Source organism: Paenibacillus rhizoplanae (assembly GCF_042684125.1).
GTDB classification, from domain to species: domain Bacteria; phylum Bacillota; class Bacilli; order Paenibacillales; family Paenibacillaceae; genus Paenibacillus_AQ; species Paenibacillus_AQ rhizoplanae.
Genome location: NZ_JBHUKY010000062.1, coordinates 14,033 through 26,077 on the forward strand (window position 1 = coordinate 14,033; position 12,045 = coordinate 26,077).

The 12,045-nt window shown below is 52.9% G+C and carries 8 protein-coding genes; 6 read left to right on the plus strand and 2 right to left on the minus strand.

Features of this window, described 5'->3' with window-relative positions:
* Positions 1 to 21: 21 nt before the first annotated feature.
* The 6 genes from ACFSX3_RS25430 to ACFSX3_RS25455 all read left to right on the plus strand — a co-directional run bounded on the left by ACFSX3_RS25430 (position 22) and on the right by ACFSX3_RS25455 (position 9,547).
* Positions 22 to 1,743: a sensor histidine kinase gene (locus ACFSX3_RS25430; protein WP_209993463.1), complete on the plus strand. Its 1,722-nt coding sequence runs from the start codon at positions 22 to 24 to the stop codon at positions 1,741 to 1,743.
* A gap of 69 nt (positions 1,744 to 1,812) precedes the next feature.
* Positions 1,813 to 3,372, plus strand: coding sequence for a response regulator (locus tag ACFSX3_RS25435; RefSeq protein WP_209993462.1), 1,560 nt, complete (start codon positions 1,813 to 1,815; stop codon positions 3,370 to 3,372).
* Between the two features lie 193 nt (positions 3,373 to 3,565).
* Positions 3,566 to 4,492 (plus strand): ABC transporter permease, encoded by a 927-nt coding sequence (locus ACFSX3_RS25440; protein ID WP_036721498.1) that lies wholly within the window; start codon positions 3,566 to 3,568, stop codon positions 4,490 to 4,492.
* Between the two features lie 19 nt (positions 4,493 to 4,511).
* Entirely contained in the window at positions 4,512 to 5,441 is a 930-nt protein-coding gene (locus tag ACFSX3_RS25445; RefSeq protein WP_209993461.1) for a carbohydrate ABC transporter permease, read from the plus strand.
* 67 nt (positions 5,442 to 5,508) lie between these two features.
* On the plus strand, positions 5,509 to 7,083 hold the full coding sequence (locus ACFSX3_RS25450) for a DUF3502 domain-containing protein (protein WP_209993460.1): 1,575 nt from the start codon (positions 5,509 to 5,511) through the stop codon (positions 7,081 to 7,083).
* Positions 7,084 to 7,192: 109 nt separating this feature from the next.
* Positions 7,193 to 9,547, plus strand: coding sequence for a beta-galactosidase (locus ACFSX3_RS25455; protein WP_209993459.1), 2,355 nt, complete (start codon positions 7,193 to 7,195; stop codon positions 9,545 to 9,547).
* A 588-nt stretch (positions 9,548 to 10,135) separates the two neighbouring features.
* Here the strand turns inward: ACFSX3_RS25455 and ACFSX3_RS25460 are convergent.
* Together ACFSX3_RS25460 and ACFSX3_RS25465 are read right to left on the minus strand one after the other, a co-directional pair.
* Positions 10,136 to 10,972 (minus strand): carbohydrate ABC transporter permease, encoded by an 837-nt coding sequence (locus tag ACFSX3_RS25460; RefSeq protein ID WP_209993458.1) that lies wholly within the window; start codon positions 10,970 to 10,972, stop codon positions 10,136 to 10,138.
* Entirely contained in the window at positions 10,972 to 11,862 is an 891-nt protein-coding gene (locus ACFSX3_RS25465; RefSeq protein WP_209993457.1) for a carbohydrate ABC transporter permease, read from the minus strand. The genes ACFSX3_RS25460 and ACFSX3_RS25465 overlap by 1 nt, the downstream gene beginning before the upstream one ends.
* Positions 11,863 to 12,045 lie beyond the last annotated feature (183 nt).

The following is a 12,045-nucleotide window of genomic DNA, read 5'->3' on the forward strand; positions in this document are numbered from 1 at the left end:
CATGCAGAGGATGTCCAGCGAATGATGCCCAAGCTTAAGAAGTACATGCCGTTCACCTATAAAATGATGATTCCTTATCTGCTGCTGGTTCTCCTCACGGATGTGTTCATCGGCTATATCTCGTATTCCATGCTGACTGATTCCCGGACAGAGATGGCCGAGTCCAACATCCGCACAGGCATGGAGCAGTCGAGGAACAATATCCGCTATCAGATGGATGAAATTCAGCGGATGTCGGACAACCTGTTCGGCAGCCAGCCGTTCCAGCGTGCGCTTGAGATGAAGGGGACACCGTTTGAGATTTATCTGACGATGCTTGACCAAATTGTCCCCCAGATTACCGCGCCGCTGCAGCTGTTCGGGAATAAGATCCGCTTCATACTCTACACCCCGAACCCTGATCTGAACATTGTGTCCGGGGATAATCTGGATGATCCGATCATTGTCAGTGACTACTATATTCTGCCCCTGGACGATATTACAGGCAGCGGGTGGTACCGGTCGCTGAAGGATTCCAAGCGTGATAATTTGTGGCTGCAGATTGATACAGACCAGAAGCTGGGCAACCTCTCACATGTACGCAGACTCGTCAACTTCAGTGATTACAAGTCGCTGATCGGTTATGTGCGGATTACGGTATCGCTGGAGGACCTGTTCGGCGGCTTCGATACTTTCCCGCTGGAGGAAGGCATTACGCTGCGGCTGGTGGAGGAGACTACGGGGGATATTCTATTCCTGCGGGGTCCTGCCAATAATAGCAGCGGACAGGAGAATTTCCTCAGGCTGCAGGAACAGATTCCGGGCAGTAACTTCATAATTGAAGCGATGGTACCGCATAAATATCTGACCCAGGATGCCGGCCGGCTGCGCAGGGTGATTATTGCTGTCTGTAGTCTGAGCTTCCTGGTCATGACTTTGATCGGTTATGTGGTGGCACGGATATCGGGACGCAAAATGAGCCGGATCGTAGGCCTGGTGCGCTCCTTCCAGGACGGGAACTTCCAGAAGCGCATCCGCTTCTCCGGCAATGATGAATTCGTGCAGATCGCGGATTCCTTCAATGATATGGCCTCCAACATACAGGGGCTGATCAACAGCGTGTACGTGCAGGGAATTCAGAAGAAGCAGGCGGAGCTGGAGGCCCTGCAGGCACAGATCAATCCGCATTTTCTATATAATACGCTCTCTACGATCAGCAGCCTGGCTAATCTCGGGGAGATCGGCAAAGTCACGGAGATGGTCCAGGGGTTGTCCCGGTTCTACCGGCTGACGCTCAATCAGGGCAATGTCTATATTGAACTGGAGAAGGAGCTGGACCAGGTGGCTACGTACTTGGAGATCCAGCGGGTCAAATATGCGGACGCCTTCACGCTGCACGTGGATGTGGACGAGGAGATCATGCATATGCAGGTGATTAAGCTTCTGCTGCAGCCTTTTGTGGAGAATATATTCAAGCACGCCTGGTTCGGTGAGACCATTGCCATCCGGCTGACCGGCAAGCGTGTGGGGGACAATATTGAACTCAAGGTAATTGATAACGGGATTGGCATGCGTCCCGAGGTGGTCAAGCGTATGATGCAGGGGCCGAGCCAGTCGGGCGGTTACGGTGTGAAAAATGTGAATGAGCGGATCAAGCTCAGATACGGTGATGCGTACGGGGTGACGATTGCCAGCTTCTACGGTGGCGGTACAACCGTGCGGCTGCTGCTCCCTGCCGGGCTTCAGGGTCACGAGGAGCTGTAAGACAGGCGCCATAATTCGAATGGCTGAGCGTCATAGGGTCATGTACACATACAGGAGGACAAGATTGCGATGAGTATCAATGTATTACTGGTTGACGATGAAGCGATCGATCTGGAGTGGCTGCGGCGCAGAGTGCTGGCCAGCCCGCTCGATCTGGCAGTGGTAGGGACGGCGAACAGCGGCTTCAATGCGCTTAAGATCATGGAACAGGAACGGGTGGATATCATCCTGTCCGATATACGGATGCCTATTATGACGGGTACAGAATTCGCGCGGCGGGCTAAGGTCATTCATCCGAAGGTCAAAATTGTCTTCATCAGCGGCCACGAGGATTTCAGCTATGCCAAGGAAGCGATTGAGATCAATGCCTCCGGCTATTTATTGAAACCTGTGGAAGACAAGGATCTCTACGACATGCTGGAATCCCTGTCTGCCGCTCTGGAGCAGGAACGGGAGCAGAGCCGATCCTTCACCGAAGCGCTATCCCTGGTGAATAAGGAGCTGATTCTGCGCTGGTTCGAGGATACATCGCCTGAACCGGCAGAGCCGCATCTGCGCAGCGCCCTGAATCCGCTGCTCATGAAGGGAGCGGCCGCAGCGATTATCGAGATCGATGATCTGGAATGGAAAATGCGCGACCTGTCCGAGGAGGATGCACGTGTCAAGACGCGGCAGATGGCTTCACTGATCAGAGCCTTCGTGGAGAGCACCAAGCTGGGAACCCTGATTCCCGTCCATCATCACCGGTTCGTGATTCTGTGCAGCCATCCTTCGGACAGCTTCCTCAGTCTGCTGGATGAGCTGATTAAGCAGATGGCCGGGAGCTCTCCCTGCACCTTAACCATCGGGGTCGGGCGTTACGCCCAGGATGAAGCGGGGCTGCATGAATCTTACCAGCAGGCAACGGCCGCACTCAGCGCGAAGTGGCTGCTCGGGAAGAACCGGCTGATCCGTGATAACCTGGAGTCTTCCCCGCGCGGTACGCCGGGGGCCCGGATCGAACAGACGGTTGTGCAGCTGCTGGAAGCGATCATCCAGTACGATCTGGTGGCGATTGACGATCATCTGCTGGAGCTGTTCACGAATGCCGGCAAGAAGGACGTCTATGAGCTGATTATCCGTATTACCTCCAAGCTGCATGCTGATCTTCAGCAGCAGAATGAGAATCTGTATGAGCTGCTCCAGTGGGAGTCCCATCAGCCGGACATCCTGTTCCAGTTCGAGACGATTCATGATATTCTGTCGTGGATGAGACGGAGATTCTTCGAGCTGTCGGAGCTGCTGTACGTGAAGCGGCAGCGGCAGAAGCGCAAGCTGATCGACGAGATTATGAATTATGTGGAGGAGAATCTGGAGAAGAAGATCACGCTGAAGGAGGTAGCCGCCCACTTCGACTTCACCCCGAACTACCTGGGCTTCTTGTTCAAGGAAGAATACGGTGTTCCCTTCAGCGAGTATGTCAACGAGCGCAAGACGGGCAGAGTGTTCGAGCTGCTAAGTGATCCGACGCTTAAGATCTATGAGATTGCCGAACGGATGGGCTATAAGAATATTATCTATTTCAACCGGCAGTTCAAGCAGATCACAGGCATGACACCGGGGGAATACCGCAAGAAACAGAAAATCTAAGTTGAAGATTACCAAACGTTGCCAGTCCTGATTTCCAAATCAGAGGCAACGTTTTTTGTGTTTTTGGAAAGCATATATTTTAAACCGATCGTTGAAAAAGTATTACTTTTAGTTGATAGCCCTAATCCACACCGGAAGAACGCTTATTTATAATAAGGCTATAGAGAAATGGGAATGGGAAAGGGGATTCAAGATGAAACAGAAACAACACGGATTCTGGGACGATGTCAAGAAATACAGATCCTTGCTTCTTATGCTGACACCGGCTGTATTGTTCTTTCTGCTCTTTGCTTATCTGCCTATGTCGGGTATTGTGCTGGCATTTAAGCAATTTGATTATACTGGCGGGGTATTCGGCAGTCCGTGGAACGGACTGGATAACTTCAAATTCTTCATTGATTCCGGTGACGCCTGGCGCGTAACCCGAAATACAGCGTTATATAACATCGCATTCATCGTTGTGAACAACGGGCTTCAGATCTTTGCAGCGATCCTGCTGTTCGAGGTTGCGGGCAAATGGTTCCGCAAGCTGACCCAAACGGTATTGTTCCTGCCTTATTTCATTTCCTGGGTTGTAGTTGGAGCCATTGCGTACAACCTGTTCAACTTCGATGTAGGTACCGTTAACGTATTGCTGAAGGGACTCGGTATGCAGCCGGTGGATATCTATAATACGGCAGCCTACTGGCCGTTTATCCTGGTCATTGTCTCCGCCTGGAAGACACTGGGCTACGGAACGATCATGTATCTGGCCGCGATTACCAGCATTGACACCGAGATGTACGAAGCCGCCGAAATTGACGGCGCGAATATTTTCCAGCGCATTATGAAAATTACGATTCCGAACCTGATGCCGACTGTCATCATTCTGGTGCTGCTGGCGATCGGTAATATCTTCCGCGGAGACTTCGGGATGTTCTACAATATGGTCGGCAACAACGGCCTGCTGTTCTCATCCACAGACGTAATCGACACCTTCGTCTTCCGCTCGCTGACCACATCCAATGAAATCGGGATGTCTGCGGCAGCCGGCTTCTACCAATCCCTGCTCGGCTTCGCAACCATCATGCTGGCCAACTATGCTGTACGCCGATACGACAAGGATCGCGCTCTATTCTAGGACAAGGAGGTAATGCCCAATGAGTTCAACCACTGCAAATATTAAATCACCGGAAGTACGCAGAAAGCCTGAGGGCCGGGACAAGATGCTACTATCCATCATCGGATACGTAACCCTTACGGTACTGGCCATCTTCTGTATCTTCCCGTTCATTCTGGTTATCTCTTCCTCTCTGAGTGAAGAGAGCGCGATTATCGAGAAAGGGTTCCAGATCTTCCCGACTGCCTTCTCGACAGAAGCGTACAGCCTGCTGTTCAAGTATCCGGCTGAGATGCTCAGAGCCTATGGCGTGACGATCTCCGTTACGGCCATCGGTACTATTGTCGGATTGTTCCTGACGTCAATGACAGCCTACGTGCTGTCCCGGAGAGATTTCAAATGGCGCAGCCGCTTCTCCTTCTTCTTCTTCTTCACTACATTGTTCAGCGGCGGTCTGGTTCCATGGTACCTGATGATCATCAACTATCTGCATCTGAAGGATACGCTTCTGGTACTGATCCTGCCGATGATGATGAACGTCTTCTATATTATTGTCATGAAGTCCTTCATGAGCAGCATCCCGGATGCCATTACAGAATCCGCCAAAATAGACGGAGCCGGCGATTTCCGGATCTTCATGCAGCTGATTGTGCCGTTGTCCAAGCCCGCCCTGGCGACCATTGGTCTGTTCATTGCCTTGGCTTACTGGAACGACTGGTACAACGCATTGCTCTTCATCTCCAAGTCGGAGCTGATGCCGCTGCAGTATTATCTCTACAAAATGTTAGGCAATATGGATGGAATGCGTAAGGCGATGATGGCTTCCGGTGCGGTGGTCAACACGGACCTGCCAACCGAAAGTCTGAAGATGGCCATGACGATTGTGGCTACGGGACCGATCCTGCTGGCGTATCCGTTCATCCAGAAATATTTTGTAACAGGACTTACGATTGGTGCAGTCAAAGGATGATCACAGGGTAACCTGGTTATCAATATAAGACTTAGGGCAACTATTACTTAAGGGGGAAATACAGGTCATGATGAACAAGAAAAAGAAACTAACAGTTACGCTTGCAACGATGATGGCGCTTGGAACGGTCCTCAGTGCCTGCGGCGGCAATAATAACGCAAATACAGGAGCGGAGGCCACTAAGGCTCCGGCGACATCGGAAGGAGCAACAAATTCCGGTGCTCCGGACACCTCCAAAGAAGTGAAGCTCAAAATGATTCTGCTCGGGCCACAGCCTGGCGATTATGACAAGGTCTTCGGAGAGCTGAACACCAAGCTCAAAGAGAAAATCAATGCCACAGTAGAAACTGAATTCCTCGATTGGTCCGACTGGACCCAGAAATATCCGCTGAAATTCGCAGCGAACGAAGACTTCGATCTCGTATATACAGCGAACTGGGCCTTCTATAACGATCAGGCGCTGAAAGGCGGATTCCTGGAGCTAACAGATGATATGCTGACCAAATACATGCCACAGACCTGGGAAGCGATGCCGAAAGTGAACTGGCAGCAAGCCAAGGTGGACGGCAAGCTCTACATGGTTCCTAATAACAATGTTGAAGTAACCGACAAAGTGGTGCTGTACCGTGAGGATCTGCGCAAAAAACACAATCTGCCTGAAATCAACAGTGCTGAATCATATGCTACTTATCTGAAGGCCATTGCCAAAGATGAGAAAGGCATCACCGCATTCGGTGCCAAGCCTGCAGACGGCTGGAAATTCCATGAGCTGGATCAGACGCTGCTGGAGCAGAACAACAACTTCAACCTGGTAGATGCAAGCCTGCTTCCGCTGGCGTACAAGCTGGATGATGCATCCGGTAAAGTCTTCAATATCTATGACACACCTGAATTCACTTCCCTGCTTCAATATTACAAAGACCTGGCCGATAACGGCGCGTGGTCCAAGAACGTAGTCAGCAACAAAAACGATGTATGGCAGGATGTGAAAGCAGGCAAGGTATCCTCCTATGCGCACAATCTGGGTACTGTAGCGGCTAACCTGGCTGAAATGCGCCGTGACAAACCGGATGTAGAGCTGGGCATTGCTGACCTTACCCCGGACAAAAAGAAAATTGCTGCGATCTCTACACAGAACGGGATGTCCGTCCATGCGACCTCTAAGAACCCAGAGCGCGCCCTGATGCTGCTCGATCTGCTGCAGAATGACAAGGAAATTCACGACTTGACTATGTACGGTATCGCCGGAAGCAACTACAATCCGGAAGGCGACAAGAAGTTCACCGCCGGTCCTGCTGCCGCTAACTACACTGGCTTCTCGAACTGGGGCTGGAACTCCCCGCTGAACCGTCAGGATGCAGCGTATCCTAAAGAAGCGGACGATATGTTCAACACTTGGCAGTCCAGCATCTATCACTTCCCGCTGGAAACCTTCGTCTTCGACACTACGCCAGTGAAGAACGAAGTGGCTAACATCGGCAACGTGATGTTGCGTTATGCGATTCCGCTTGAGTATGGCTTGATCGATGATCTGGCTAAAGGTCAGGCAGACCTGATCAAGCAGCTGAAATCAGCAGGTCTGGATAAAGTACAGACTGAAATGCAGACACAGATCGATGCGTTCCTCGCAGCGCAGAAATAACAGAATAAGCTTACGGGCTGCCCCAAAGCATTAGCTTTGGGGCAGTTTTTATGAAATTATAGGTATAGGTTGTACACGGATCATACATTAGGGCAAAGGAGCGATTCTCATGAAATATACGATACAGGCTGGAGTGTCTCCCAAAAAAATCTACCCGTCCACACTGCGGCTGGGCGGGAGCAACCCCCAAGGGGACGAGCTCAGCTTCACCAATTATTATATGGAGCTGAACGGCAAGCCCTACTTCGCCATCTGCGGGGAATTCCATTATTCACGGTATCCCGAAGCGGACTGGGAGAGCGAGATCCGCAAGCTGAAGCTGTCGGGAATTAACGTGGTTGCGACTTATATTTTCTGGAATCATCATGAAGAGCTGGAAGGGGAGTTCGAATGGGCGGGCAACCGCAACCTCCGGCGATTCGTGGAGCTGTGCCGGGAGAATGGCCTATACGTCATCCTGCGTGTGGGTCCGTTCTGTCATGGCGAGGTCAAGAACGGCGGACTGCCGGACTGGCTGTTCGGGCGTGAATTCGCGGTTCGCTCCAATGACGAGGGCTACCTGAAGTATGTGAACCGACTGTTCCGGGAAATCGGCAATCAGTCTGATGGGCAGATGTTCAAGGATGGCGGCCCGGTGATCGGGATTCAGCTGGAGAATGAGCTGAATGCTGCGGCCGCTCTCTGGGAAGAGACCGCCAAGCAGGGTGACGAATATCTCAGCGGCGGCGCAAGCGGGGAAGCCGGATCGGAGCATATGCGTCTGCTTAAGAAGGTTGCGGTGGATTCCGGTCTGATCGCTCCGATCTATACCAGCACCGGCTGGGGCGAGGCGCCGTTCCTGGAGGATGAGGTGCTTCCGCTGTATGGCGGGTATGCATATACTCCGTGGAGCATCAGTGATCCGAATCAGGTCCAGAAGCCAACGCCGGAATATGTATTCGTGAACTTCCATGATGACAAGGCGCCGGGCGGCGAATTCAATCCGCCGTATGCGCGGACGAAATACCCGTTCGCCTGCTGTGAGATGGGCGGCGGGATGCAGACCTGGTATCTGTCCCGGTTCCAGGTGGAGCCGGAAAGTGTAATTGCCATGACCTTAATGAAGCTTGCCGGGGGCTGCAACTTCATCGGGTATTATATGTTCCACGGCGGAACGAATCCGGTGGGAAGAACGGGATACCTGAACGAGAGCACCACCCCGAAGCTGACCTATGACTTCCAGGCGCCGATTGGCGAATTCGGCCAAATTCGCGAGTCGAATCATCTGCTTCGTCCGCTTCATTATTTCCTGCGCCGGTTCGCAGACCGGCTTGCACCGCTGGCAACTGTGCTTCCCGAGGGGGCAGAAGCAGTTACGCCGGAGGATGCGCATACGCTGCGTTATGCAGTCCGCACGGACGGCAAGTCCGGGTTCCTGTTCGTCAATAATTATCAGGACCATGTGGAGATGGATACGCATGAGGAGGTTGTGTTTACGGTAGAGCTGGGAGAGGAGACGCTAAGCTTCCCGCAGCGGAGTAAGCTGACGGTTCAGCCCAAGGCTTCCTTCCTGCTGCCGTTCAACTTCGCACTGGATGGTCTGAATCTTAAGTCTGCTACAGCCCAGCCTGTAACGGTTGTCGAAAGCGAGGAAGCGGCTACCTACTTCTTCTCCATGCCAGAGGGGGTAGACGGTGAGTTCCAGATCGACGCGGCTGCTGGCATTCTTGATGTGACTGCGGATGCCGGGGACGTAGCAGAGAATGGCGGCTACAATGTGCTGATTCCGCATGACCAATCTTCGATGATTGTGATCCGGCGGGACGAAGCCAGAGAAGTCCGCATCTATGCAATGAGCGCTCGTGAAGCTGCGGCTCTGTGGGAGCTTGAGGAGAACGGTCAGAACCGCATCATCTTCTCACCGGCTCCTCCTGTTCAGACCCCGGACGGGATGGAATTCATCAGCCCGGGACATCATGCGTTCACATTCCGCGAATACACGGGTGGAGCTGAGGCGGCAACGCAGTGGAATACGCCGCAGGCGGATGCAAAGGTGAGCGCACGTACAGAAGGCTTGTTCCAGGCTTATGAGGTACAGGTACCGCAGAAGGAAGTCGCGGTTACGCTGCGCCGGATTCAGGACCACAAGGTTGTCCTCCAGTTGCCCGAGGATGTCCTCGAGAGCACGGAAGAAGTACTGCTGAGCATCGACTATACCGGAAATGTAGGCTATGCCTTCGCTGCCGGACAACTGTTCCACGACCATTTCTATAACGGCTTGCCGTGGGAAATCGGCCTGTCCCGGTTCCGGGAGGTGCTGCGCCGGGGTGAGATTGTGCTGGAGACCACGCCGCGCCGCACCGGTGCCGTCAAGCTGGCCGGCGATGCCGCCATGGCCGTGGAGAAGGTATTCGAGGGCGAAGCCGTTGCCGTGTTCCATAGTGTGACCGCTTCTCCAGTGTACCGGATCGCGCTTAGACGGTAAAGAAACGACTTCAACGTCCCTGTGGCCCATCCGCCCCGTGGACCATCGCCCCCTCTTTACCTTCGCTGGGAGGCTGGTGCGGTACTTCGCGGTTCTATGCGGACTGGGAGGCCCTTATAGTCCTGAAAGGGCTGGATTCGCCGAACTTGCGGACTCAGTGGACCTTAAGCTGCTTATTTGCAGTCATTGCGGGCCCGAAATTGCAAAATAAGTGCATCTGAGTCCGCAGGCGCGAAAAACAGGGCAGTATTAGCGAAATAAGGTCATCTGAGTCCGCATCTCCTGGGGGAATCCGGGATGGGTGGCAGGCTGCGCGGAAGGGATTTTGGAACTGGAGGAGCGGCAGCGTCCGCCTGAAAGCTTTCCGTAGGAAAGCTAGCTTCGGAAGCATAGTCTGTTTGGATTTCTACTGCGGCCAGCAATTTGAATCGGGAAATCCAAACCTAACAGCGGCTGGAATTCCAAAATCTCCGCAGTGATGGTTATACCAGGGAATCAAAACAGAAAAAGGCACGGCCCGAGCGAATTCGCTTAGGCCGTGCCTTATTTACCGTTCGGAAGCGGGCAGAGTAGAGGGGAAGTACAGGATCAGCCCTTAACCGCCCCTGCCACAACGCCCTTCACAATGTATTTCTGCAGGAAGATGAAGACCACGATCGAAGGAAGCACCGCCATTACCATAGCGGTCATGGCATACTGCCAGTCCGAGGTATACTGGCCCACGAAGGTGTAAGCGGCCAGCGTTAACGTTTTCGTCTCCGGCGAACCATTGACCATCAGCAGCGGGAGCAGGAAGTCATTCCAGATCCACATGACATCAATGATGACAATGGTCGTGGTGACCGATTTCAGCAGCGGGAAGATCACGCTGAAGAACAGGCGGAAGCCGGAAGCGCCGTCAATCGTCGCGCTCTCATCAATCTCCGTTGGGATTCCCTTCACGAAGCCGTGATAGATGAACACCGCCAGCGGAGCGCCGAAGCCCCAATACAGGAGACCCAGTCCCCAGGTGCTCTCCGACAGGTTCAGGTTCTTGGCGGTCTGGAGGACCGTCAGCATGATCGACTGGAACGGGATCAGCATCGGCATAATGCACAGGAAGTACAGGACACCGCTCCATCTGGTTTTGGTCCGGGCCAGCTTATAGGCGGCGATGGAGGAGATGAATACAATACCGAGCAGGCCGACACCGGTAATGATGAAGTTATTCAGGAACAGCCGCGGATAGTTGATGAACTCCCAGACATAGGCGTAGTTGCTGAAGGTCAGCTTCTGCGGCAGGGCGATGACATCGGTCATGACCTCGCCGAAGCTTTTGAGCGAATTGATAATCGTCAGGAATAGCGGGTACAGGAACAGCAGAGACAAGAGGACCAGAATAACCTCCAGGATGATCTTGCCTGCCTTGTTGTGGTTGGTTGTCATTAGGCCTCTACCTCTCTCCGTTTAAAGACGGTCAGCTGGATGATCGTTACGGCAAGCACGGCAAGGAACAGAATGAGCGCTTTGGCTGTACCGTAGCCGTACAGGTTGTTCTGGAATGTATCCCGGTAGATATCATAAGCGATACTATACGTAGTTCCGCCGGGACCGCCGCCGGTCAGTGACAGGATGACATCGAACACCTTGATCGAATTGGTGAGCGCCATGAACACAGAGATCGTGATCGATGGGGCAAGCAGCGGCAGCGTAATGCTGAAGAATCGTCTCAGCGGTCCGGCACCGTCAACCGTAGCAGCTTCCTTGAGATCCTCAGGCACAGATTGCAGACCGGCAATGTAAATGACTAGATAGAACCCGATGGACTGCCAGATGGATACGCCCAAGATGGAGATGAAGGCCAGACCCGGTGTCCCGAGCCAGCTTAGATCGAAGATCGCCCAGCCTGTGCTCTCGCCCAGCGAGTTGAAGCCCTGCATGAAGATGAATTTCCAGATGAAGCCGACAATGACCAGACTGAGGATATACGGGATGAAGAAGGCCGCTCTCAGCCAGGAGGTGCTTCTCAGCTTCATGTCCAGCAGCACCGCCAGCAGAATCGCCAGCACGTTGACTATGACAATGTAGAGCACCGCATATTTAATCGTGAACCAGGCGGCATCCGAGAAGTTGGTATCGCCTGCGAAGATCTGCTTGAAATTATCCAGGCCGACGAACTTGGGGTGCTTGGAGATCCCGTTCCACTTGGTCATCGAATAGCGGATGGTCATGGCGAAGGGAATATAGAAGGCTACAGCGATACAGATCAGAACCGGGAGAGTAAAGATTCCGAATTCGAATTTCTCGCGCCATCTTTTGCCGAGTGTTTTTAACATGGATGCACCTCTTCTTGAGTTATAGGGTGGGAGTATTAGGCCTGTCTTGCCACACTTAACCATTCCGGTTAGTCTATATTGTGTATTATAGAGCAGACCCGTATCGTCAAAAATGGATTTAAGAGTACAGTTAAGGGTAAAAAGGTGAACGGACTGCGGAGGCCGGAAAAGTCCCCAAAACCG

What these genes read in the sequence shown, in the direction of transcription:
- ACFSX3_RS25465 (WP_209993457.1), bottom strand. Translation starts at nt 11,862, where the DNA reads ATGTTAAAAACACTCGGCAAAAGATGGCGCGAGAAATTCGAATTCGGA.
- ACFSX3_RS25455 (WP_209993459.1), top strand. Translation starts at nt 7,193, where the DNA reads ATGAAATATACGATACAGGCTGGAGTGTCTCCCAAAAAAATCTACCCG.
- ACFSX3_RS25430 (WP_209993463.1), top strand. Translation starts at nt 22, where the DNA reads ATGATGCCCAAGCTTAAGAAGTACATGCCGTTCACCTATAAAATGATG.
- ACFSX3_RS25440 (WP_036721498.1), top strand. Translation starts at nt 3,566, where the DNA reads ATGAAACAGAAACAACACGGATTCTGGGACGATGTCAAGAAATACAGA.
- ACFSX3_RS25445 (WP_209993461.1), top strand. Translation starts at nt 4,512, where the DNA reads ATGAGTTCAACCACTGCAAATATTAAATCACCGGAAGTACGCAGAAAG.
- ACFSX3_RS25460 (WP_209993458.1), bottom strand. Translation starts at nt 10,972, where the DNA reads ATGACAACCAACCACAACAAGGCAGGCAAGATCATCCTGGAGGTTATT.
- ACFSX3_RS25435 (WP_209993462.1), top strand. Translation starts at nt 1,813, where the DNA reads ATGAGTATCAATGTATTACTGGTTGACGATGAAGCGATCGATCTGGAG.
- ACFSX3_RS25450 (WP_209993460.1), top strand. Translation starts at nt 5,509, where the DNA reads ATGATGAACAAGAAAAAGAAACTAACAGTTACGCTTGCAACGATGATG.